This window comes from Oceanococcus sp. HetDA_MAG_MS8 (genome assembly GCA_019192445.1).
In the GTDB taxonomy this organism is placed as follows: domain Bacteria; phylum Pseudomonadota; class Gammaproteobacteria; order Nevskiales; family Oceanococcaceae; genus MS8.
The window spans coordinates 245,813-267,353 of sequence record JAHCMK010000002.1 but is presented as its reverse complement, the minus strand read 5'-3'; the positions used below and the strand labels follow the sequence as shown (position 1 = coordinate 267,353).

21 protein-coding genes are annotated in these 21,541 nt (G+C 58.0%); 11 read left to right on the top strand and 10 right to left on the bottom strand.

Going from position 1 to position 21,541, the window contains the following annotated elements:
• Positions 1-153 precede the first annotated feature (153 nt).
• On the top strand, positions 154-1,083 hold the full coding sequence (locus KI787_03970) for a sterol desaturase family protein (GenBank protein MBV6629092.1): 930 nt from the start codon (positions 154-156) through the stop codon (positions 1,081-1,083).
• On the opposite strand, the gene KI787_03965 is transcribed toward KI787_03970, so the two are convergent.
• Complete coding sequence (locus tag KI787_03965) at positions 1,062-1,274, bottom strand: hypothetical protein (protein MBV6629091.1); 213 nt, start codon at positions 1,272-1,274, stop codon at positions 1,062-1,064. The genes KI787_03970 and KI787_03965 overlap by 22 nt on opposite strands.
• A gap of 71 nt (positions 1,275-1,345) precedes the next feature.
• On the bottom strand, positions 1,346-1,600 hold the full coding sequence (locus tag KI787_03960; protein MBV6629090.1) for a helix-hairpin-helix domain-containing protein: 255 nt from the start codon (positions 1,598-1,600) through the stop codon (positions 1,346-1,348).
• Between the two features lie 174 nt (positions 1,601-1,774).
• Between KI787_03960 and KI787_03955 the strand changes: the two genes are divergently transcribed.
• Both KI787_03955 and KI787_03950 read left to right on the top strand, forming a co-directional pair.
• Entirely contained in the window at positions 1,775-3,976 is a 2,202-nt protein-coding gene (locus tag KI787_03955; protein MBV6629089.1) for a hypothetical protein, read from the top strand.
• A 55-nt stretch (positions 3,977-4,031) separates the two neighbouring features.
• The gene (locus KI787_03950; protein ID MBV6629088.1) at positions 4,032-4,820 is read left to right on the top strand and encodes a CatB-related O-acetyltransferase; all 789 of its coding nucleotides are present in this window, start codon (positions 4,032-4,034) and stop codon (positions 4,818-4,820) included.
• Between the two features lie 228 nt (positions 4,821-5,048).
• Here the strand turns inward: KI787_03950 and KI787_03945 are convergent, their stop codons facing one another.
• Both KI787_03945 and KI787_03940 read right to left on the bottom strand, forming a co-directional pair.
• Positions 5,049-5,264 carry a CsbD family protein gene (locus KI787_03945; GenBank protein ID MBV6629087.1) on the bottom strand — a complete coding sequence of 72 codons (216 nt, stop codon included), beginning with the start codon at positions 5,262-5,264 and terminating at the stop codon, positions 5,049-5,051.
• A 61-nt stretch (positions 5,265-5,325) separates the two neighbouring features.
• Positions 5,326-6,009: a BON domain-containing protein gene (locus tag KI787_03940; protein MBV6629086.1), complete on the bottom strand. Its 684-nt coding sequence runs from the start codon at positions 6,007-6,009 to the stop codon at positions 5,326-5,328.
• 226 nt (positions 6,010-6,235) lie between these two features.
• On the opposite strand from KI787_03940, the gene KI787_03935 reads away from it, so the two are divergent.
• On the top strand, positions 6,236-7,732 hold the full coding sequence (locus KI787_03935) for a HAMP domain-containing histidine kinase (GenBank protein MBV6629085.1): 1,497 nt from the start codon (positions 6,236-6,238) through the stop codon (positions 7,730-7,732).
• A gap of 20 nt (positions 7,733-7,752) precedes the next feature.
• Positions 7,753-9,099, top strand: a complete 1,347-nt coding sequence (locus tag KI787_03930) for a sigma 54-interacting transcriptional regulator (GenBank protein ID MBV6629084.1) — start codon at positions 7,753-7,755, stop codon at positions 9,097-9,099.
• A 14-nt stretch (positions 9,100-9,113) separates the two neighbouring features.
• Here the strand turns inward: KI787_03930 and KI787_03925 are convergent, their stop codons facing one another.
• The gene (locus KI787_03925) at positions 9,114-10,190 is read right to left on the bottom strand and encodes a PA0069 family radical SAM protein (protein MBV6629083.1); all 1,077 of its coding nucleotides are present in this window, start codon (positions 10,188-10,190) and stop codon (positions 9,114-9,116) included.
• Between the two features lie 190 nt (positions 10,191-10,380).
• On the opposite strand from KI787_03925, the gene KI787_03920 reads away from it, so the two are divergent.
• Complete coding sequence (locus KI787_03920; GenBank protein ID MBV6629082.1) at positions 10,381-11,331, top strand: alpha/beta hydrolase; 951 nt, start codon at positions 10,381-10,383, stop codon at positions 11,329-11,331.
• A gap of 67 nt (positions 11,332-11,398) precedes the next feature.
• Positions 11,399-11,812: a secondary thiamine-phosphate synthase enzyme YjbQ gene (locus KI787_03915; GenBank protein MBV6629081.1), complete on the top strand. Its 414-nt coding sequence runs from the start codon at positions 11,399-11,401 to the stop codon at positions 11,810-11,812.
• On the opposite strand, the gene KI787_03910 is transcribed toward KI787_03915, so the two are convergent.
• Positions 11,809-12,225 (bottom strand): hypothetical protein, encoded by a 417-nt coding sequence (locus KI787_03910; protein MBV6629080.1) that lies wholly within the window; start codon positions 12,223-12,225, stop codon positions 11,809-11,811. The two genes, KI787_03915 and KI787_03910, sit on opposite strands and share 4 nt — an antisense overlap.
• A 16-nt stretch (positions 12,226-12,241) precedes the next feature.
• Positions 12,242-12,397 (bottom strand): hypothetical protein, encoded by a 156-nt coding sequence (locus tag KI787_03905; protein ID MBV6629079.1) that lies wholly within the window; start codon positions 12,395-12,397, stop codon positions 12,242-12,244.
• On the opposite strand from KI787_03905, the gene KI787_03900 reads away from it, so the two are divergent.
• The 3 genes from KI787_03900 to KI787_03890 all read left to right on the top strand — a co-directional run bounded on the left by KI787_03900 (position 12,396) and on the right by KI787_03890 (position 16,197).
• Entirely contained in the window at positions 12,396-13,148 is a 753-nt protein-coding gene (locus KI787_03900) for an SDR family NAD(P)-dependent oxidoreductase (protein ID MBV6629078.1), read from the top strand. The two genes, KI787_03905 and KI787_03900, sit on opposite strands and share 2 nt — an antisense overlap.
• 206 nt (positions 13,149-13,354) lie before the next feature.
• Positions 13,355-15,163, top strand: coding sequence for a DEAD/DEAH box helicase (locus tag KI787_03895; GenBank protein ID MBV6629077.1), 1,809 nt, complete (start codon positions 13,355-13,357; stop codon positions 15,161-15,163).
• Positions 15,164-15,348: 185 nt separating this feature from the next.
• Positions 15,349-16,197 carry a MoxR family ATPase gene (locus tag KI787_03890; GenBank protein ID MBV6629076.1) on the top strand — a complete coding sequence of 283 codons (849 nt, stop codon included), beginning with the start codon at positions 15,349-15,351 and terminating at the stop codon, positions 16,195-16,197.
• Positions 16,198-16,398: 201 nt separating this feature from the next.
• Here the strand turns inward: KI787_03890 and KI787_03885 are convergent, their stop codons facing one another.
• Positions 16,399-17,406, bottom strand: coding sequence for a hypothetical protein (locus KI787_03885; protein MBV6629075.1), 1,008 nt, complete (start codon positions 17,404-17,406; stop codon positions 16,399-16,401).
• A gap of 169 nt (positions 17,407-17,575) precedes the next feature.
• Positions 17,576-19,636 carry a TonB-dependent receptor gene (locus tag KI787_03880; GenBank protein MBV6629074.1) on the bottom strand — a complete coding sequence of 687 codons (2,061 nt, stop codon included), beginning with the start codon at positions 19,634-19,636 and terminating at the stop codon, positions 17,576-17,578.
• Between the two features lie 172 nt (positions 19,637-19,808).
• On the opposite strand from KI787_03880, the gene KI787_03875 reads away from it, so the two are divergent.
• Entirely contained in the window at positions 19,809-20,402 is a 594-nt protein-coding gene (locus KI787_03875; GenBank protein ID MBV6629073.1) for a TetR/AcrR family transcriptional regulator, read from the top strand.
• Between the two features lie 2 nt (positions 20,403-20,404).
• On the opposite strand, the gene KI787_03870 is transcribed toward KI787_03875, so the two are convergent.
• Positions 20,405-21,526 carry a glutathione S-transferase gene (locus tag KI787_03870; GenBank protein MBV6629072.1) on the bottom strand — a complete coding sequence of 374 codons (1,122 nt, stop codon included), beginning with the start codon at positions 21,524-21,526 and terminating at the stop codon, positions 20,405-20,407.
• Between the last annotated feature and the right edge of the window lie 15 nt (positions 21,527-21,541).

Below are 21,541 nucleotides of genomic sequence, written 5' to 3'. Positions count from 1 at the left end.
GCCGGGCAGCAGTGGCGAGGCCTTGTTCAGCCTAGAGTCTCCGCTTGGTTGTGGCTGAAACTGTTAATTTTCTGGCGGCCGGCGTCAAGACAGGCCTTGCTGGGGCAGGCATTATTTGACCTGTAATTGAGCTTTAATTGGTGGAGACCGCCTATGAGCTGGGACGCCCTGCAGCAACTCATTCAGACCGCCTTCGGCCCGCATATTGATTGGAAGGCCGTGGTGCTGAGTTTTATGACGCCCATATTTTTGGTGGCCTTTGGTGTGGAATGGGCGGTGATGAAAAAGCGTGGCCAAATGCGTCAGTTCAACCTGCGCGACATTCTCACGAACATGGGCTTGGGCGCCAGCTACAGCCTATTTGAGATTGTGGCTCATACCCTGGTGACAGCCGCCGCCGTAGCGTGGTTTTGGGAGCACCGCTTTTTCACCATCCCGGTCAACATCTGGACCGTGTTGCCCATTTTTGTGGCGGTAGAGTTTTGCTACTACTGGTTCCACCGCGGCAGCCACCGCATTCGCTGGTTCTGGTCAGCGCATGTGGTGCATCACACCGGTGAAACCATGAATATGTCCACGGCTATGCGGCAAAGCCTGCTGTATTCCATCACCGGCTGGTGGTTGTTCTTCATGCCGCTGGTCTTACTGGGCGTGCACCCCGCCGTGGTGTTTTTTATGTACGGCGTGGATCTGGCCTACCAGTTCTTCATCCACACCGACGCAGTGGGCAAACTACACCCCTGGCTGGAGTATTGGTTTGATACACCCTCCAACCACCGCGCGCATCATGGCCGTAACCCGCAGTACATAGACCGCAACTACGGCGGTGTGTTGATCTGCTTTGACCGTTGGTTTGGAACCTATGTGGAAGAGAGCGAGCCGGTGGACTACGGCATTCCCTTGGAGCGCCAGCCCACCAGCCACAACATTTTCACGCTGAATTTTCATGAGTTCGGCGATATGTGGCGGGATGTTGGGAAGCCAGGTCGCGTGTGGGACCGGCTTGCCCATCTCTGGCGACCACCGGAATGGCAGCGACAAACGGCTCAGCAAGACCTGGATCAGAACGCGCGGCCGGCTTGATCTTGCTGCGCCAGGGCAACCTGGCCCAGGTCTAAGGTGCGGCCGGTCGCAAAGCCGGCCCAGCCGGATGGCAGACCATGGGTAACAACATAGTCCTTGGCTGCCGATTGAGAGCGAAGCGCGGGGTTACGCTGCTGCCAAAGCTCGGTCCAAGCGCCCTGAATGCGTCGATGCTGTGCTTTGTTATGCATGGTGATGCTCCTTAGCCCAATGATCCACAAGCATTTGCCCGGATGGCGGCGCCATCCGGGCAGCGCAGGCTTTACTTCAGCACAATGCTGTCGATGTTTTTGGCCAGGGTGAGCTCACCGATCCCGCGCACTTTGGTTAAGTCTTCTGCGCTAGCAAACTCTCCGTTCTGTATGCGGTAATCCACAATGCGCTGAGCGACGACAGGACCCACTCCAACCAGCTCTACATCCAAGGTTTGAGTGTCAGCGGTGTTGATGTTGACCTGGCCTGCAAAAGCCGTGCTGGTTGCGACCACAAGGAGCAGGCTGGCGATAGATTTAATCATGGTAAAAACCCTCCAATAACAATGGTTTGTGTCGGTTGTGCCGGTTTGTTATCCGGTCGCTGAACAAATACGCAGCAGGGCCTGAGAGGCGGACACGCCGCTGCTACATTTGCCAAACCCTGTTGTTTCAGGGCAGTCTGAGCACAGCCTTGGGGTGTCAATCAGGAGAGGAATGTGGTCGCTGTAAGACGGCTGTTTGTGCTGGGCGTGTTTGCTATGGGGAGCGCCTTGGCGCAGTCCGGTCTGGATGATTTTCCGGAACCGGTGGACCCACAGAGCTGGGTGCTGCCCGAGTGGATGACTTGGGAAGACTATCGCCCCATTCCAGAAGTGGATTGGACGGCGCCGGAAAATCAGCCTCCGAAAAAGCTTCGAGCTGCCTTGGTTGTGGCCGACTTTGCCGATCGCGACTTCATCATTACCCAGCCGCCGGGAAGTGACGATGTCGGCGTGAACGGCGAGCACAATCCCATTGGCATTGGTTCGATTCCTCGCGAAGAGGTGGGCAAGTTCTATGCAGAGTTCCTGATCACGAAGCCCAGCGAGCTCAACCACTTCCATACCGTCAATGAGTATTGGTTGGAGGACTCCTACGGGTTGATTGGCGTAGATGCCACTCCTTTTGGGCCCTACCGCATGGAAGGCAAGGAGCATGAATATGGCCTAGGCGATGTAGGAGGCGGTCTGGATCGCTGCCCAGCAGGTGACACCTGCGGCCGAAACTTCACCAATGAACTTCTGGAGGCCAGCCTCGTCGATGTGACCGCCGGTATCGTGGCCAATGGCGGCGAGGACTACGCCTTTCGCTTCTTCCTGCATGCTGGTTATGACGAATCGGGCTTATGGCAGGAATTCGGGGAAATGATGTTCCCCACACCAGAGGATGTCAGCGACACCTTTGGCAATCCGGATGCCGACAAGCCCAATTGGGTGGAAACACGTTACATCGACTGGACCTCTTTCACGGCAGGCGAGGCCATTTGGAGCAGTGCTGTTCCGGGTGTGACCTCAACCCAAGCCGAAGCCAGCGGCCAATCGGTTTACGCCCACGAACTCAGCCATATCTTTGGTGTGCTGGACAACTACAACAACCCCTTCGGCGACCCCCCACGGCGCTCGTACACCGGTACCTGGGCCATGCTGTCACGCGGCACTTTCAACGGCCCCGGCGGGACGCACGAACGCTGGCGCATTCCTGCGACTTTGGCGACGACCATGGGCTCGCACCATATGTTGCGTAACAAGATGCGCTTGGGCTTTATCAAACCCAATGAGGTGCTGGTGGTGCCCCGCGATATCTTGGCGCTGAGCGGCCCGGTTGTGGCCACCATTTACCCACGTGCGTATCCCTTGGCGCCGGTCACCAACGACATTGGTTTGCACGGTGTGCATATTCCTATGGGGCTGGACCGCTCACCCGCGTGTGACACGGCCACACAATTCGACTGTGATGGAGGTGGCTACACCAGCTACACCATTGAAGTCATCGATCGTATCGGTTTTGACTCTTTTACCCCGGACCACGGCGTGCTGCTTGCGAAGAACAAGGATGTGGTCGATCTTCCGCCATTTATTTGGGCCATTGATGCCCACCCGGAAGATATCAACACCCGTGTTCCCCCGCCGCCGAACCAGGACCAACTGATCTTCGACTTTTTGCGTCCGGTTCAGGTGCCAGAAAAACCCCGTTGGCCACAGCCAGGCGAAGGAGAACCCGTGCCCATTTCCCCGGGTGACGCCCGCCAGCTTGCAGACGCCTTATTTCATGCAGGGACCGGCCCGGGTGTGGTGAGCGAGTATGTCGATGCCGCGAATGGTCTGCATTTCTATGTGTTAGACACCACAGTGGACGACCGTGGCGTACGTACCTATGAAGTGGGGGTGCGAGCCGCCGAAGATGCCAGCGGCTATCGGTCTGCGTTGGAGCTGGAGGCCTTGGGTCAGACGTCGGCCAGTCCTGGCCGCGTGGCGGAGCTAAGGTATCGCGTGACCAACCAAGGCACCCGTACCGATCTTGTGCGTTTGCAGCCCCAGCACCCGCAAGGTTGGCGCACGCATGTGACCCATAAGGTCATTGCGCTGGAGCCAGGACAGTCACGCGAGCTCAGCGTTTACTTGCAGGTGCCGGCGCAGGCTCAAGCACGGTCGCAAACGCAGCTGGCCTTGCTGATCAGTTCAGAAACGGATGCGCAAGCACAACATCGCTTACAGCACAGATTTGTCGTTGCGGCTGCCTCCACCGGTGTTGCCGCGCGGAATGCTGCACCAGCCGTTGCCGGCGGCGCTATAGGAGTGTGGAGCCTTCTTCTGCTCATGCTGTGTCTGCTGCTTGGCCAAGGGCGCGGCAGGACTGTCAAGGCTGTGGTGTTGGTCTGACAATCTGCAGCTCAGCACCCCTGCATAATGGCCAACACACTTTGTGGAGCCGGGCATGGATGCCAAGTTGGTGCCAACGGAGTCGCTTGCAGACTACGGTTTGCATGTGGACTCGCGGCAGCCTCACATTTTGGGGACACTGAGCTTTGAATGCCCGGTATGGGTGCGCGGGCATAGGCTTAAGAACTGCCGCATGGGCGCATTTGCGTACTTCAATGCCGCTGGAGCGAGTAGTGCCTATATGACAGATCTGGGCCGCTATGCCCAGATTGGTGAGAGCTGCATCATTGCTCCCCCTGAACATCCTACGGATTGGTTGTCCACACATTTGGTGGCCTTTACCCGCCCGCATCTCACCCCTGGCTTTTACGAGTCTCCTGAGTTTGCTGCCGTGGCTCCAACGGCGGACGCTGGCAGCGGCTGGGCGGAAGAGCAACCGCAGCGGACAGTCATTGGTAACGATGTGTGGATCGGGGCTGGTAGCTTTATCCGTCGTGGGGTCAACATTGGTGACGGGGCCATCATTGGTGCGCGCAGCGTGGTATTGGAGGATATTCCGCCCTACGCCATTGCTGTGGGCCAGCCAGCGCGAGTCAAGCGACTGCGGCTCCCCGAGGCGCAGGTGGAGCGATTGCTGGCCCTGCGCTGGTGGGATTACGACATGCGGCCTTGGCGAGGTGAACTCGATTGGTCTTGTGTTGATGACTGTTTAGACCGGCTCGAAGAGGCGAGCCGTTCCGGTACGCTCACCCGGCTGCAGAGTTCTAGCTATGTGGTGCAAGAGCAAGGAGCAGGACGATGGCAGCTTGAAAGCGTTCAGCGGCTCCAAGAGGCCGGTGAATGACTCGCTTCATCCGCCGAGTCAATCCATGCAGGTTGCTCGTGTTCCTCAACAGCAGTTGTCCGTATTGCCCTTAAGGACACGAGGAATAATTCGCTGTGCTCGCGAATGTCTTCAGCGCCTCCTCAGGGAAGCAAAAACACAAGCACCCGCCACGAGGGCGGGTGCTGATGATTGGCCAAAGGGCCCTGGCAGGCTTTTCACGAGGGTGAGCCTGAAGGTCAGTCGGCGTTATTCCACGGTGGAATTCAACTTGGATAAGAAGTTGTTGACCTGGCTTTGAGCCTCTTCTTTGGCAATGCCATATTTTTCCTGAATCTTGCCAACGAGGTTTTGCTCTTGGCCATCGATCTGTTCGACTTCGTCGTTGGTCAATTTGCCCCAACGTTCGCGTAAGTCACCTTTGATCTGTTTCCATTGACCTTTGAGTTTGTCGGAGTTACTCATATCTATTTCTCCTGTAAAAAGTGAATGTAGTGCTGTGAGGGAGTTCTGCTAAGGAGCAGCTCTAAGAGGCGTTGAGTTCATTCACGACCGAAGCGACCCCGTCAGTGTTGCGAGTGATTTGCTCGGCCAGGGCGCTTTGGGCATCGGTCTCCACCTCGCCGCTGAGGGTGACCACGCGCTCTTGCGTGCTTACATCAATGCCAAGGCCCTCAATGTTGTTGTTCCATAACAACTGGGTTTTCACCCGCGCGGAGATGGTGGCATCGGTGAATGATGCGGCGAAAGAGTCACCATCTTGCTCGGCAGCGTCCTCGGTCAGCGATTCATCCAGCCGTAGCTGAGAATCAACGTCCTTAACAGACTCAATCCCTTGCGCGATTTCGGTGGCTAAGTCGCGAGCGATATCGTCGCTCACGGCCCCCGTCAGGCGCACCACTCCATCGCTGACGCTAACGTCAATGTCGAAGGGGTTGAGGTGTTCGGATAATGTGTAAGCAGTGACCAGTCGGCCTTTGATGTAAGCGTCGCTGGCAGCCATTTTGGTGTCGTTCCAGGCCTCACCCGTGGCTTCCATCGCCTGTGAAGCGACCGACGAGCTTGAGTTGTGGTCTTTATCGGCCGCCAGTGCCGGTAGCGCTAAGCTGCTCATCAACAAGGTTGTTCCGGCGAACAGACTCAACTCACGCGTCGTGGTTTGACGGTTCGAGCTGGCTAATTTCAATTGTTCATCGTGGGTCATTGTCATGGCTTACTCCCGATTGAAAGAAAGGCATGATGTCTAGGGCAATGCCTGTGCCAAATCTAAAAAAGTTAAATAAAACAATGGAATACGGGCGTTCTGCGCGAAAGTGGAGGTGCTTAGCTTTGGCCTAAGGTAGAAAATGTCTGCATTTGCCGACAAATTGCGTGTATCGCCCTGCTAATCCAGGCATTTCGTTGTAACCTGTAGCCAAACGCAGACAGGTCACTTCATGGCTAGACTTTTGCCGCGCTCCATTTCTGGATTGATCGCAGCCGGCTTTTTCGCTGCGGCGCTACCCCTGGCGGTGGCATTGATTCTGGCGTTGAACACCTTGAACTCACTCAGCCAGCACGCAGATCGGTTACTCCAGGACGGTATTCTGGTGAGTCGATTAGGTCAGCAGCTCAGGGAGCGAATTGATGATCTAGATGACCTCGCGCAGGACTATATTCGCAGTGGTCAAGCCAGCGATCTGCAGCGCTTCTACCAGCGTGCGGATGCGGCTATCGACGCCATGGAGTCGATGCAGGCCATGGATATGAGTCGCGCTTATCAGGATGAGATCAGGGGCGTGCGCCAGGCCTTGATTGACGCGCGTGGAAGCTGGGAAGAGCTTCTTCGCGAGGGCTATGCCTTAAGTGAGCCCCTGACGCTGATTGCCGGGGCCCAGGAGAAGGCGGAGGTCATGATTGAGGCTGGGACGCAGGCCTTGTTGGCTGAGGAGAAAGTCTTGTTCACAGCCGTACGTCGAGCGCGATGGGTGATCGTGTTCGCGGTGGGTGGGCTGATCCCCTTAACCGTCGCGCTGGGCTACGGGTTGGCCGGCATCATCGCCCGCCCGGTGCGGCAAGCTCGGCAGCAAATACTGCAACTGGGACGCAGTCAATTCGACCAACCCATACGAATCAGCTACCCCGAAGAGCTCAGCACATTGGGAGCGCAATTGGAGTGGTTGCGTCGTCGTCTGGCCAATTTGGAAGCGGATAAAGAGCGGTTCATGCGTCATGTGACTCATGAGCTTAAAACACCCTTAGCAAGCCTGAAGGAAGGTACAGAGCTACTCGCAGATGCGAGCCTTGGTACCTTGAATCCGCAGCAGGCTGAGGTGGTCGACATTCTTAAGGAGTCCACCCAGGACCAAGAGCAGATGATTATGCGCTTGCTGAGCTATGCCGAGTGGCGCCTGGAGCGTCGCCAGGACAGCCCTGAATGGCACGAGTTGCAGCCCCTGCTGGAAGAGGCTTTGGCACCAACGGCGATGCTGCGTCAGGCCAAGAGCGTGACCTTTGAGCTGAATCTGGATACTCCTTTTATATACGGACGCCGGTTGGCAATTCTGGAAGTGCTGGATAATCTCCTAAGCAATGCGCTGAAGTTTGCCCCCGCTGAATCGCAGGTGGATGTCACCTTGGGCTGCATGGACCGCGAACGTGGCAGGGTGTGCGAAATACGTGTACGCGATCGTGGTCCCGGCGTGCCTGCAGAGCAGCAGGAACGAATATTCCATCCATTTGAACAAGGCAGCCAGCCTGAGGAGACGACTTTGCGCGGCTCTGGCTTAGGCCTGGCCATTGTGGCGGAAATTTGTAACGAACTAGGGGGCGGCGTGCATGTAGAAGATGCCCACCCTGGGGCCCGGTTTGTCTGTCAATGGCCCGCCCCAAAAATGGCCGATGACCCAAAGTCCAGCGAGGCTGACACTCCCCCTTCGTCTGTCCCCAACTGAACCGATTACGAGATTTCCTAATGGCAAGAATTCTTCTTGTTGATGATGACCAAAAACTGCGGCGTGTACTGAGCATGCGGCTTACCGCTCTGGGCTTTGATGTGAGCGATGTAGAGAGTGCAGAAGCCGCATTGCAGAATTTGGATACCGCTCAGCCGGATTTGGTGTTGAGCGACTTAAGAATGCCTGGAATGGATGGTTTGCAGCTGTTGCAGCGCTTGCAAATTACCCGTCCGGCTCTACCGGTGATCATTCTGACTGCACATGGGGATGTGGCTGAGGCTGTTCGCGCCACTCAAGAAGGGGCGGTGGCCTTTTTGACCAAACCTATATCGCGGGAACAGCTGGAAGAGGCTCTGCAGCGATACATGCCGATGCCCGATGCGGTTGCTACGCAGGCTGAGGGGGATGACGAGGGTGAGGGGCTTAGCCGCAACCCCCGCATGCTGGAGCTTCTGCGCGATGCCAAGCAGATTGCCAGCAGTGATTGCACAGTGTTGATTAACGGCCCTAGCGGAGCAGGCAAAGAGGTACTCGCCCGCTACATTCATGCGCAGAGCCCCCGAGCAAAGCGTCCTTTCGTTGCTATGAACTGTGGGGCAATGCCGGCCGAATTATTGGAAAGTGAGCTCTTTGGTCATAAGAAGGGGGCCTTCACCGGAGCAACAAGTGATCATTTGGGACTGTTCCGGGCTGCCGAGGGCGGCACCATCCTGCTCGACGAGATTGGTGATATGCCAGCGGAGCTGCAGGTGAAGCTGCTCCGAGTCTTGGAAGAGCGCCAGGTGCGCCCTGTGGGAGAGTCACGCACGGTCGCAGTTGACGTGCGCGTGTTGTCGGCCACGCACAGAGACTTGGAAGATAAGATCGCAGCGGGGGAGTTCAGGGAGGACTTGTTCTACCGCCTCAATGTGGTCCGTTTGCGTATTCCAGCCCTGGAAGAGCGTCGCGAGGATATTCCGGCTCTAGTCCAGCATAAGCTACAGCAATTACAGCAGGCCGGTGCTCCAAAGCGCGTGTATGCACCCGAGGCCATGAGCACACTGGTGGCCGCGCAGTGGCCTGGAAATATTCGCCAGTTGTTCAATGTCGTTGAGCAAAACGTCGCCTTAGCAGCGGACTCGGTCATCAGCGTGGGCCAAGTCGAAAAGGCCTTGGGTAGCCCCGTAGCCAGCAGCGGCGGTGTCAGTACCTTGGATGCCGCAAGGGATGCATGCACGCGTGATTACTTGCGCCAGGTTCTAGAGATTACTCAAGGTAACGTCAGTCAGGCGGCGCGCTTGGCCGGACGCAACCGCACAGATCTGTACAAGCTCTTCAAGAAGTATGATCTGGAGCCTAAAAGCTTTAAACGCCGTAGTGACTAAGCCAGCTTCTGAGCCTAAAGCGGTAGTTCGCTCTGGTTGGGCCTGCGTCGAAAAGCTTGGGTATTCAGGCTGTTGCGGCCGCTCTCAACGCTAAGGCCGTGTTTGCGCGCACGCAGGAGCACACGTTGTTTCAGCAGGGCCACATATGGTCCATTGCCACGCATCCGGTGGCCAAAGCGAGCATCGTAATCCTTTCCACCATGAGCTTGTTGGATCAAGCTCATCACATGCGCCGCGCGCTGTGGATAGTGACGCGCTAGCCAATCGCGGAACAGAGGCGCGACCTCTAAGGGAAGGCGCAGCAACACCCAGCCAACTTGCTCGGCGCCAGCATCGGCGGCAGCGTCAATTAAAGATTCGATCTGGTGATCGTTTATTGCCGGAATGATTGGCGCTAGAAGCGCGCCCACGGGTATGCCCGCGTCACGAAGCCGGCGAATCACTTGCAAACGTGCCTGTGGGCCTGCCGCTCGCGGTTCCAGACTGCGTTTCAGGGCTGGGTCCATGCTGGTGAGACTGACCATCACCTGAATGAGGTTGTCGCGCGCCAACGCTTGCAATAGGTCTTGGTCCCGCAGTATCAGTCGGCCCTTGGTCACAATACTGACCGGATGGCGATGCTCCAGGCAGACCTCCAAAATCTGGCGGGTGATGCCATAGCGTGCCTCTACGGGTTGATAAGCGTCCGTGTTCATGCCCAGTGCCAAGGTTTTGGGCGTGTATCCGGGCTTGGCAAACTCTGCGGCTAAGATCTTGGCGGCGTTCGTCTTCGCGTAGAGCTGGGTTTCAAAGTCCAGACCGGGGCTGAGGTCATGAAAGGCATGGCTGGGGCGAGCAAAACAATAGATGCAGCCATGCTCGCAACCTTGGTAGGGGTTCAGGGATTGCTCAAAGGGCACATCCGGAGACTGATTACGACTGATCACGCTGCGTGCGTGCAACTCGGTCACCTGAGTCTGAAGGGGCTCGGCGTCCTCATAGAGCATCTCCAGGCTACCCCAACCGTCATCGACGCTATGGCATGAGCGTTGCGCAAAGCGATTGTGTGGGTGCTGCGTGGTGCCGCGCGTCTTGTCCTTCGGCCTTGTCATCAGGCCTATAGCTTAGCGGGGATCAGCGCTAGCTGGCGTGTGCTCGGGTCCCTAATGCTGTTGAGTTGAGCAGCGTGCTTATCCCAACAACAGCGATACTTCAGTGAGTATCTGACAACGCTTGTTGGCAGACAGAAATGCGGGGTTGTTAATCTGCGCGGCTAAGAATGGTAGGAAGCTGAGGTTAACGATGAAAAGCTTGGGGGCTTTGGTTGTGGTGGCGCTACTGGGTATGGCGGCACTGGTGTGGTCATTTCCAGATGCCACGGCAGAGCGCTTGATTGCGCTGGAGCGCAGTCGCAATGGCTTGGAGCTCAAGCAGCTTCAGGTGGGCGAGCGCAACTGGCCATATTTGGAAGGCGGCCCCGCCAATGCACCGGTGATTGTAATGGTGCATGGTTTCTCTGCCGACAAAGATAACTGGGTGCGCTTCGCCGGCCATTTCGTTGACGATTACCGCGTGATTGCGCCGGATTTGCCCGGCTTTGGAGACCAAAAGCGCATTCCCGATCATGATTATCGGCTGGGCGCTCAAGTGGCCCGACTGCATGCTTTTGCACGCGCCCTGAATTTGGAGTCCTTTCACCTCGTTGGGAACTCCATGGGCGGTCACATCACGGCGCTTTACAGCCTGGCTTATCCGGAACAAGTCCTGAGTGCAGGACTATTCAACAATGCCGGCATCGACTCTCCTCAGCCCTCGGACATGGAGCAGCGTTTGGCGCAGGGCGAGAACCCTCTGCTCACTCAGTCGGTGGCTGATTTTGACCGGATTTTGGCCTACACCACGCAGGTGCAGCCCTTTGTACCTTGGCCGGTGAAGCCTTATGTGGCGAATAAGGCGCTGGAGGCGCGCGAATTCAATGCCTACATTTTTGAGCAGTACAAATCGGATCGTAGCGATGGATTGGAGCCGGTCTTTGCTCAGATTCAGCCTCCGGTGTTTATCCTGTGGGGGCGTCAAGACCGAGTGCTTGATGTGAGTGCAGTCGAGGTCATGACCGAGCTGCGGCCGGAGTCACGCAGCGTGATCCTGGACGATACCGGGCACTTGCCTATGATTGAGCGGCCGGCGCAAACCGCGCAGTTCTATCAGGGTTTTTTGGACAGCTTGTCTGCGGCGGAGCAAGCCGGCCTTTAGTCGACATGGTCGGTGGATCTCCAAGTGTCGCTGGTGTCGGCGGTTGCGGCGGAGGACAATAACGCACATGCCACAGCAAGAATTGCGTATCCAGACACCTGGTCGAGGATTGTTCGACATGACGCGCCAGTGCCGGGGCTGGGTGCGGGAGCAGAATGTGGCCTCCGGCCTAGTGCATGTGTTTTGCCGGCACACGTCGGCATCGCTCATCCTGTGTGAAAGCGCCGATCCTGATGTGCTGGTAGATCTGGAGCGCTACCTTAGCGACTTAGTGCCCGATGGTGATCCGCGTTTCATTCACACCGCCGAAGGCCCCGACGACATGGCGGCGCATATTCGCAGTGTGCTCACGGCGAGCAGCCTCAGTGTGCCGGTGGTCAATGGCGAGCTGGCCTTGGGAACATGGCAGGGCATATTTTTGTGGGAGCACCGCTTGGCTCCGCATCAACGTCAGGTGGTTTTGAGCCTGCTTCAGCTTTAGGCCGCTGCTCCAGTTTGGGCTTGAACCATCAGGTCGGCCAGTAAGCCATAGGCTGCTGTCCAGGCCTGTTGCTCCTCGGCTCTCCACTCAGAACCTAGAAAATCTCGCAGGGTGTCGATGAGCGCTTGGCCGACGACCGAATAGTGTTCGGGGTCTGCGCCATAGCCGGCGTGTCGAGCGCCGAGGTTTTGAACCGTAGGTAAGATTTTGTCGGGCGTGTGCAGATTGTTGACCACCAAGTTCAGGGTGTTGACCAGCATGGTCTGCTGGGCATGCAAGTCTCCACGAAAGAGTGGGCGCACTTCTGGAGCTAATGCAAAGAGTCGGTCGTAAAATGCGCGGCCAATGGCGGTTGCTTGCGGGGCCAGTTTGTCGAAAGACTCTTGGACGCAGCGAATTTGATCGGGAGTCACGGTACTGTCTTGGCCTTTATTGTGTTGTCTCTACGGATAGCCAAGCATTGCTCAGGTGAAGCTGGCGTAAAGCTGGTGCGGGGCAAGCGACCCAGCGCCCTCGGCGCTTCTTCTCACCAGAACCACCAATTGCGCAGCGCTGCTCCTCAATCTGGGCCAGAATAGCGTCCATGCATATCACCTTGATCACTGGCGCGTCCTCGGGTTTTGGTGCGGCCTGCGCCCGCCGCTTTGCTGCCGCAGGGCACTCTTTAGTGTTACTGGCGAGGTCCGGTCATCGTCTACAGGAATTGGCCGACTCACTGCCGGTGCCGGTGCATATTGATGTCTGCGATATGCAGGATCGGGAAGCCGTAATTGGCCTTCCGCAGCGCCTCCCTCAAGACTTCGCGGAGATCGAAGTGCTGGTCAATAATGCGGGCCTAGCACTAGGAACCGAGCCTGCACAGCGAGCCGATCTTGAGGATTGGGAAACCATGGTCGACACCAACATCAAGGGGCTCATGCGACTCACGCATGCGGTTTTGCCGGGCATGGTGGAGCGCGCCGCCGGTCATATCATCAATATTGGCTCAACCGCGGCCAGTTGGCCCTATCCCGGCGGTAATGCCTATGGTGGTACCAAAGCCTTTGTGGCTCAGTTCACGCGTAATCTAAAGGCTGACCTTGTGGGAACGCCGGTGCGCGTGAGCAATGTGGAGCCGGGTATGGCGAATACCAACTTCTCCAAGACTCGGTTTAAGGGCGACCAAAGCAAGGCCGATGCGGTGTACGCAGGCACGCAGTCGCTAAGCGCTGAGGACATCGCCGATACCGTGTATTGGATCGCGAGCCGACCACCGCACGTGAACATTAATACCGTCGAGGTGATGCCCACCTGTCAGGCTTGGGCTGGCTGGTCGGTAGCGCGCGACGAAGACTAACTGCGGGTGATCGCGTGGCCGTCAATGATGTTGCCGTAGCCGCGAGCTAGGCTGGCCGGGCCCGGCTCATTCGCAATAAAGCGGATATGCGAGCTCACCCAAAAACGCAGGCACATGACAGGCAGCCTCAAACCCGTCAAGCTATGCGGTCGCCTGGGCTCTGTTGGATGTTCCTGGCATTTTTATAGAGCTGTTGAGAACTGCGCATGACCGCACCCGAATCCCCCCTCCCATTTTCTGCTTTGGGCCTGCACCCTTTGGTGCTGAAGGCCTTGGAAAGCGTGGGTTACGAAAACCCATCGCCCATTCAAGCGGCCATGATTCCCCCCATGCTCGAGGGGCGCGATGTGCTGGGCCAAGCGCAAACCGGGACTGGCAAGACTGCGGCCTTCGCCCTGCCGATTTTGTCGCGCATTGATTTAGCGCAGCGTCGACCACAAAGCCTGATTCTGGCGCCCACCCGTGAATTGGCCATACAGGTGGCTGAAGCGCTGCAGACCTATGCGGCCAAGCTCCCTGATTTTCATATTCTGCCCATCTACGGTGGCCAAGCCTATCAGGGCCAGCTCAAGGCTCTGAGCCGCGGTGTGCACGTGGTGGTGGGGACACCAGGACGCGTTGTTGACCACATCAAGCGTGGCACGCTCAAGCTCGACAACCTCACCAGTCTGGTGTTGGACGAGGCCGATGAAATGCTGCGGATGGGCTTCGTTGACGATGTGGAATGGGTACTTGCCCAAACCCCAGCAACCCGCCAAGTCGCCTTGTTTTCGGCCACCATGCCGGATGCCATTCGGCGCATTGCGCGCCAACACCTGACCGATCCGGTTGAGGTCAAAATAAAGGCCAAAACCTCCACGGCGCAGAATATTCGGCAGCGCATGTGGGTGGCTCGGGGCATGCACAAGTTGGATGCTCTGACGCGCATTTTGGAGGGTGAGGACTTTGATGGCGTCATCATCTTCGTGCGCACCAAGCTGGCCACCGTAGAACTGGCGGACAAACTGGCCGCACGTGGCCATGAAGCGGCGGCCATTAATGGCGACATGGATCAAAAGGCGCGTGAGCGCACCATCGACCAATTCAAGGCTAGCAAGCTCGACATTTTGGTGGCCACGGATGTCGTGGCACGGGGCATTGATGTGGACCGCGTAAGCCACGTCATCAACTACGATATCCCGCACGACACCGAGTCTTATGTGCACCGCATTGGTCGCACCGGCCGGGCTGGGCGCAAGGGTGAAGCCATCTTATTCGTGGCTCCGCGTGAGCGGCGCTTGCTCTACGCCATCGAGCGCGCCACCCGGCAAACCATTGATGTGATGGATTTGCCCACGGTGGAGAACATTAATGACCGGCGCATGACCGATTTCCAGCAGCGGCTGCGTGCCGCGCTGGCCGAAGATAATGATCCCGAGCGGGAGCTGTATCGGCGCTTGGTCGCCGAAGTGGCGCAGGCGGACGACGTGGATCCTTTGGATGTTGCGGCGGCGGTGGTGCGTTTGGCTCAGGGCGAGCAGTCCATGCTCTTACAAAAACCTGCGCGCCCTGAACGCCGTGACCGTGATGTGCCCAAGCGCGAAGGCTCCGAGCGTGAGGAGCGTCCGCGTAAGCCCAAAGCTCAGGGTCCGGAGAACGATGGCGACATGCCGCCCATGGAAACCTTCCGCATTGCTGTGGGCCGTCAGCACCAGGTGGAGCCCCGCAATATTGTGGGCGCCATCGCCAACGAAGCCGGCCTGGATAGCGCCTATATTGGGCGGATTGATATTCGGGAGGATTACAGCCTGGTCGATCTGCCTGCCGGCATGCCCAAAGATATCTTCAAGGAACTGAAGAAGACCTGGGTAGCAGGCCAGCAGCTACAAATACGGCGCTGGTCTGAGCACCCGCCCCAGCGCGGCGATGGAGACGATCGCCGCGGCTCGCGTCGGCCTGGCCCCAAACGTCCGCCCAAACCGCACCGGGGCAAACCGCCACGCTCGGGGCCGCGGGCGAAGCCGCCACGAAGCTAACTGCGAGCAGTATCAGTCGCTCGCTGCGGCTGCGTGGCTGGCGTCTTTGGCTGAAGTTCGGTGGGCTTGCCGGAAGCCCAGTGTGGCCGCTTGCCCACAAAGCGTCTTGTGCGGCGGGCGGTTTCAGCACGGCGGCTACCGTCCCCACTACAATGCGAGCTGATTCGCGTTGAAGCCAATAACTCATGAGTGCACGTTTTGAAGGTACGGAGCAGTACGTTGCTACCGACGATCTGAAGTTGGCGGTAAACGCTGCGGTCACGCTGCAGCGCCCTTTGCTAATCAAAGGTGAGCCCGGTACCGGCAAGACCATGCTGGCGGAAGAGGTGGCCAAGGGCCTGGGTAAGCCCTTATTTGAATGGCATATCAAATCCACCACCAAAGCCCAGCAGGGCTTGTATGAGTACGACGCCGTATCGCGTTTGCGCGACTCGCAACTGGGTGATGGCAAAGTCCAGGATATCGGCAACTACATTGTCAAAGGATCGCTGTGGCGCTGCTTTGAGCAGGATGAGCAGCCAGTATTGCTGATTGACGAAATTGACAAAGCCGACATCGAGTTTCCCAACGACCTGCTCCGCGAGCTAGACCGCATGGAGTTTTTCGTTTACGAGACCCAGCAGACGGTGAAGGCCAAGCATCGGCCCATCATCATCATTACCTCCAATAACGAAAAAGAACTGCCGGACGCATTTTTGCGCCGCTGCTTCTTCCACTACATTGCCTTTCCGGACAAGGACACCATGCAGCAAATCGTGGATGTTCATTTCCCAGGCATTAAGAAGGAGCTCCTCAAGCAGGCCATGGAGGTGTTTTTTGGTCTGCGCGAGGTCAACGGTCTCAAGAAAAAGCCATCTACCTCAGAACTGCTGGATTGGCTGAAGTTGCTTCTGGCTGAGGATATTCCGGCCGAAACGCTGCAAAACTCCAGTTCGCAAAAAACCCTGCCGCCGCTGTATGGAGCTTTGCTCAAAAACGAGCAAGACATTCATATGTTCGAGCGGCTGATGTTCATGGCGCGTCGCAACACCTAAGACCATCCGCGACCGGCCGCTGGGCTACTCCTCGAACGGCCCAGCGGCGCTGGCGGCGCAGGGCATTTTTGTCGCCTGCCTAAGGCAGCAGATCAGAATAACTGGGCTGGCGCCTTCCCGCCTGCTTCGTACGCCGCGTTAGTTGTACGCCAGGGGCTGATTGGCTCAGGCCAGACCGCCTTTGTGCTTTAAAAGCCTTGCTTAATCCGCACGCCCGTCAATGCTGGGTATGGACACGGAGATGAGGTCTGGGTAGGGCATTTCCCCGAAGCCGATGACCACAATGCGGGTCATATATTCAGTGCATGCGTTGAAGGGGCCAAGAAGACGGTAGAAGCTACCGGAGGTGGACATGCTACCGTCGCTGCGTCCTGTGACAACTAAGGGTTGATAGTCAGCCCTGGCGCCACCAAAACGATCACAGTTGTAAATCGGCCCAACATTACTGCTATTGGCATGGCTGGCGCGGAATTCGACACGGCCGGTCAGGCGGTTGTCGCAACTGGGGGCTATCAGGTCTACGCGGCGATCCTGGGCACGAGTCCAGAAGGGCTGCTGAAATTCGTCGTGTACGCGGCTACGGGCCGAGCCATTCGTGCTGAACCGTGGGTCACAAAATGAAGGTGGCGACCAGATCAGTTCAATGGCCCCCAGGCTTTGGCGGGTCGACGGTTGGAACAACTCCAAGGCCGGAATACTGTCCCAAATAGGATTGCCAGCATCGGTGTAATAGACCTGGATGTGGGCTCTATAGGTTGGAGGTTCGGCCATCTGACGGCGTCCGCGCAGGAATCCTTGGCGAAGCTGGCGTACGGGTGCGCTGAGCACCTCGGCAGGCCCGAGCGGCACTGTGGGTAGGTCGCTGGTGGCAACGAGGCCTTGATCGGACAGCTCCACACAATTTATCGGGTCCAGTTCGCGCTGCACACTGACGAAGCTGTAGCCTTCGGGTAAATCACCAGGTGCAAAGCTGTGGTCTATGGGGAACAGACAGTCTCCATTTCTGTCGACCTGACCTTTCTGCACCACGCGTTCGCTGCTCGCAAAGGCAATATGAACGTAGGGTTTGGCCTGTACCTGCGGGCCTTGCAGGAAGGCTGCAGTCACCGTAGAGGGGCTCAGTAATGCCAAAGCCATTAAGCTGTAACGCGCCCACTGTCGGGTTACAGCCGCGCGCGTCAGAGGCGCAAGGGTGTGCACTCGGAGCATGGTTCTGCCTCAATGTAGCGGACGCGACCGCGCCCCAGGGTTCTAAGGGGGGTTGTACTGTGCACCGGGCCCCTGCGTCAATGGCCAAAGACGCAAATGACAGAAGCCAGGACCATGGCAGTGATTTGGCTGGCGTTCAATACCCTGGCGGCGCTCAGCGGCGGTCTACTTATGGCGTCCACTCCAGGGTGAGGCGCAGCTGTTGAGGTTCCACAGGATGCAGATGGAAGTCTTCTACACCGCTGGCTGGCTCGCCTTCGAGTCTGGAGGCGTAAAAGTAAGTAATGTCGTTGTCACGACTATCAAGCGCGTTATACATAGCGAGGCTCACTCGCCACTGCTCTGCCAATTGGCGGTCGATACGCAGATTCAGGATGGTTGTGGAGGGTGAGCGTGCACTGTTGCCTTCTATTAAGGGTGCGCTGCCAAAATGGCGCAGTCGCGCCCCGGCAGACCAGCCCTTCCATTCGGTGAGGGTGAGGCCGACTGAGGCCACCTCTTCCACGGCGTTGGGAATGCGGTCCTCATTGCTATCGACATCGAATCGCGCATGGGACCAGGCATAGTCCAAGTCTAAGAGCAACCAGGGGCGCAGCTGACTGAACATCGCCAACTCAACGCCGTAGCGCTCACTCGCATCGCTGGCTTCGGTGGCTCCGCCGTCGCCTACATACACCAGCTCGGAATCCAATTGCAGCGCCCACAGTGAGGCATTGACTTGGGTACGCGCGCCGAGCCGGTGGCTCAATCCCACATCTATGGCATCCGCAGCCACCAAGGGCTCAACCGGGTCAACAGGGCTGCGCTCTGGTGTGGTTGGGTCCACGCCAATAGTGACTCCGCGGGCATCGTTACTGTGGAAGCCTCGGCCGTAGTTCAAAAACATTTGCGTTTCCGAGCTGGGTTGGTAACGCAGTGTGAGTTTGGGGGCGACGAAAACGTCGGTGACATTACCGCTGTTCTCGGCGATGTCGGCGTCTACATCAAAGCGGTAGGCATCCAGCCTGAGCCCACTAATGAGTGTCCACTCGGTATTCAGTTCCAAGCGTAGCTGAGCATAGGCCGCCGCTGAGCTTTGGTCGACCTGGTCACGACGAATCGTCGAAAGTCGCTGCCGTGCGCGGGTGGCGAATAAACCTAAATCGCTGATGGCATCATGCCGCCACTCTCCACCAAGCTCCCATTCCGCGCTGCGACCGGCGAGGCTTAGGGGCCAATGGCGATGCGCTCGCCCCCCATAAATACGCCGTTCGTCCAGCTGTTCAAATTGGTCGCCGTTGACAGGGTCGGCCAGGAAATAGGTGAAATTGGAGTACAGGTCTAGGGCATAGTCGATCGCATAGAGGGAGTAATCCCAGCTGGAATCGTCATTGCGTCCGCGGCCTTGGAACGACAAGCTGTAGCGCTGGGTGTCCCCACCGACGGTAGGGTCGATAAAGCCCAGTCGATCAATTTGGCCGCTTTCAATGGCGCGTTGCGGGACTTGGTCGGTCGCCGTCCATTCACTGTCGTAGGCCATCAGTGTGAGGTCCCAGCCATTGCTGGCGTCGCCGCGGCTGTAGCGCGTGAACAACCGGGAGGATTGCAGGTCTTGGTCCAGAACCCAGGGGCCGTCGTAGCGTACATGGTCGGCAGCAATGGTCCATTGCCCGGATCCTTGCTCGATGCTGGTCATGCCCAGTAAGCGTCGGTAGCCGAACTCGCCCAGCGTTGCGCTGGCGAGGGGCTGCTCTGCCTGGCTGCGCAGATAAAAGTCCGCGCTACCCGCAGCGCTAAAGTCGCCAACATCAGCGTAGTACGGGCCTTTGCGGTAGGCCAATGCGGCAACAGTCTCGGGAATCAGGAAGTTTAAGTCGGTGTAGCCCTGGCCGTGGCCATGGCTGCGCATGTTGACCGGCATGCCATCCACGAAAGTGGCAAAGTCGGTGCCGTGGTCCAGATTGAAGCCGCGTAGAAAATACTGATTGGCCTTGCCTTCGCCGCTGTGCTGGGTCGCAATCATGCCGGGAATGAATTCAATCAACTCGCCTAGCCGCGCTACGGGGCGCTGTCCGAGCTGGTCGGCAATGACCAAGCCCTCACTGGCGCTACGAGCTTGCTCGCTTGGCGCTGTGCTCACTACGGTCATATCTTCCAGTGCCGTAAGCGGGCGACCACCGGCATGCGCACTCAGGCTGAGGCAGCTGAGTGCCACCGTCATGAGCCAGCGTTGTTTGGCAAGATGCCGCATATCGATCCCCAATATGTCGTTTGTGAGCGGGTTAAAGTGAATGGCTTCAACGCCATTTCCACACAGGCATGTTTTCGCAGTGTTACACCTTATCGGATGCACTCTTTGTCCAAGGCCGTTCAAGCCTTGGTTGCCTTGGCTTGCTTAGCTAATGCCAGCAAAGCGTCCCTACATGCGTCAGCAGCAGCGGCGTCAGATGCTGCTGCGCGAGGCTGCAGCTTTGGTTGAGGATGTGGGCTGGCAGGGGCTGGGCATGGTGGCTTTGGCCGAGCGCGCCGGTGTGACCCGGCAACTGGTTTATCAGCATTTTTCGAGTCTGGATCAACTGATGCAGGCTACAGCCGAGGACATTTTCAAAGACACCCTTCTGCGCACACAGGATTCTGTGCAGGCTTTAACCACGGATTGGGATGCCGGGCTGAGGGCTGCGGCGGCAGCGACCCTGGACCTACCCTCCGGGCGGGCCGAGGCCTTATGGCAGCTGCTTGCCGGCAATGTCGATATGAGCGCTGAACTCAAAGCCCTGAGGTGGCAACTCCGAGACATCATTGTGGGAGTGTGGGCGCCGGTTCTTATGCGCCGTTGGCCAGTGGATGAAGCGACCGCCCGCAGCCAAGCCTGGATGTTGGTGATGGCTTTTTGGGGCATGCGCCAATTAGTGTCGGATGGCCTGTGCAGTCGTGAGCAGGCCTTGGATCAGTTTGCGGGCCTTCTGCAGGGCCTGGGTCCGGCATCGCCGGGTAGCGCCGGACACCCGCCGCCCTGACGCTAATCACGGGGTTGTCCGAATAACGCCACCCGCCACTGGGGTTTGGCTTGGCGGGGCATGATAGGAAGCTGATAGCGCCCCTCCAGGCCAGAGGAGATCATGGGGCCCTGGGTCAGGTCCGTCCAGCCATTCCCATCGCCCAGTAGATTTGCAATGCGCTGCTGATCGTGCGGGCTCAGGCCGCGCGCGCTTTGTTGGAGACGCTCCCGGCACCATACGCGGTAGCGATGGACCACCGTTCCGGAAAACTGCTGACTATCACCGACAAAGTCGAAGCGTTTCTTGCCGGTGGCAAAGGCTTCGGCATTGGCACTTAGGTAGGGCAGATAATCGTTTTGGATGCGTTTGAGCATGACTTGCCATGCCTGGCCTTCGGGCCAAACCCAGCTCGGCCTCGTGGCTGATGCCGCGGGCACGCCAGCCCAAAGACGGGCCAGCCAGAGGTACACCGCGGGTGCGTCTCGGCGCATGATTTCAGCGGGGTCCGGGTCATTCCCAAAATGTCGGAACATGGAGGCGAAATAGCCAAAATCGGCTGCACTGGGCTGCTGCCCCAACAGGAAGGGCTGATGGCTGAGCGTTGCCTGGAGAAAGGCGAGTTCCTCTCGGTAGAGGTCCCGTACTCTGGGGCTGTTCTGGCGATTCATGCCGTCCCCCCACAGCCAGGTCCAGCGCTGGCGTTGAGGGAAAAACCAGCTCATCAACCAGGTAGGCACGCCGGGCGGGCGCACTTCTTCGGCAATGCGTCGGCCCAAGGCATGGCGCGAGGCTTTTGGTTCCCAGCGCCACCACATGGCCGGACGCCAAAGCCACTCATCGGCATAGTCTTCTATCAGTTGGGCCAAAAATGCCAAGGCGGGGTCGTCGGGCTTGGTCACAGGCTCTGGGTGCTGTTGCTCCAGCCACTCCAGCATCGGGGTGGAATCAAATAGCCAGCGGCCGTCGGCGCAGGCGATAGCAGGCACCTTTTTCACTCCCGTCGCCTGGTAGATCTGGTCAAGCACCTTGGCGGTGGCCGTCACTTTGTGATGCGCGATGCCCTTGTAGTGCAGGTACGCCTCCACCTTGCCACTGAAGTAGGAAATATCCATTTTGTAGAGGGTGTAGGCGGGATCGCTCATAGGCTCATCCATGAG

What these genes read in the sequence shown, in the direction of transcription:
- KI787_03970 (MBV6629092.1), top strand. Translation starts at nt 154, where the DNA reads ATGAGCTGGGACGCCCTGCAGCAACTCATTCAGACCGCCTTCGGCCCG.
- KI787_03965 (MBV6629091.1), bottom strand. Translation starts at nt 1,274, where the DNA reads ATGCATAACAAAGCACAGCATCGACGCATTCAGGGCGCTTGGACCGAG.
- KI787_03960 (MBV6629090.1), bottom strand. Translation starts at nt 1,600, where the DNA reads ATGATTAAATCTATCGCCAGCCTGCTCCTTGTGGTCGCAACCAGCACG.
- KI787_03950 (MBV6629088.1), top strand. Translation starts at nt 4,032, where the DNA reads ATGGATGCCAAGTTGGTGCCAACGGAGTCGCTTGCAGACTACGGTTTG.
- KI787_03945 (MBV6629087.1), bottom strand. Translation starts at nt 5,264, where the DNA reads ATGAGTAACTCCGACAAACTCAAAGGTCAATGGAAACAGATCAAAGGT.
- KI787_03940 (MBV6629086.1), bottom strand. Translation starts at nt 6,009, where the DNA reads ATGACAATGACCCACGATGAACAATTGAAATTAGCCAGCTCGAACCGT.
- KI787_03935 (MBV6629085.1), top strand. Translation starts at nt 6,236, where the DNA reads ATGGCTAGACTTTTGCCGCGCTCCATTTCTGGATTGATCGCAGCCGGC.
- KI787_03930 (MBV6629084.1), top strand. Translation starts at nt 7,753, where the DNA reads ATGGCAAGAATTCTTCTTGTTGATGATGACCAAAAACTGCGGCGTGTA.
- KI787_03925 (MBV6629083.1), bottom strand. Translation starts at nt 10,190, where the DNA reads ATGACAAGGCCGAAGGACAAGACGCGCGGCACCACGCAGCACCCACAC.
- KI787_03920 (MBV6629082.1), top strand. Translation starts at nt 10,381, where the DNA reads ATGAAAAGCTTGGGGGCTTTGGTTGTGGTGGCGCTACTGGGTATGGCG.
- KI787_03915 (MBV6629081.1), top strand. Translation starts at nt 11,399, where the DNA reads ATGCCACAGCAAGAATTGCGTATCCAGACACCTGGTCGAGGATTGTTC.
- KI787_03900 (MBV6629078.1), top strand. Translation starts at nt 12,396, where the DNA reads ATGCATATCACCTTGATCACTGGCGCGTCCTCGGGTTTTGGTGCGGCC.
- KI787_03905 (MBV6629079.1), bottom strand. Translation starts at nt 12,397, where the DNA reads ATGGACGCTATTCTGGCCCAGATTGAGGAGCAGCGCTGCGCAATTGGT.
- KI787_03895 (MBV6629077.1), top strand. Translation starts at nt 13,355, where the DNA reads ATGACCGCACCCGAATCCCCCCTCCCATTTTCTGCTTTGGGCCTGCAC.
- KI787_03890 (MBV6629076.1), top strand. Translation starts at nt 15,349, where the DNA reads ATGAGTGCACGTTTTGAAGGTACGGAGCAGTACGTTGCTACCGACGAT.
- KI787_03885 (MBV6629075.1), bottom strand. Translation starts at nt 17,406, where the DNA reads ATGCTCCGAGTGCACACCCTTGCGCCTCTGACGCGCGCGGCTGTAACC.
- KI787_03880 (MBV6629074.1), bottom strand. Translation starts at nt 19,636, where the DNA reads ATGCGGCATCTTGCCAAACAACGCTGGCTCATGACGGTGGCACTCAGC.
- KI787_03875 (MBV6629073.1), top strand. Translation starts at nt 19,809, where the DNA reads ATGCGTCAGCAGCAGCGGCGTCAGATGCTGCTGCGCGAGGCTGCAGCT.
- KI787_03870 (MBV6629072.1), bottom strand. Translation starts at nt 21,526, where the DNA reads ATGAGCGATCCCGCCTACACCCTCTACAAAATGGATATTTCCTACTTC.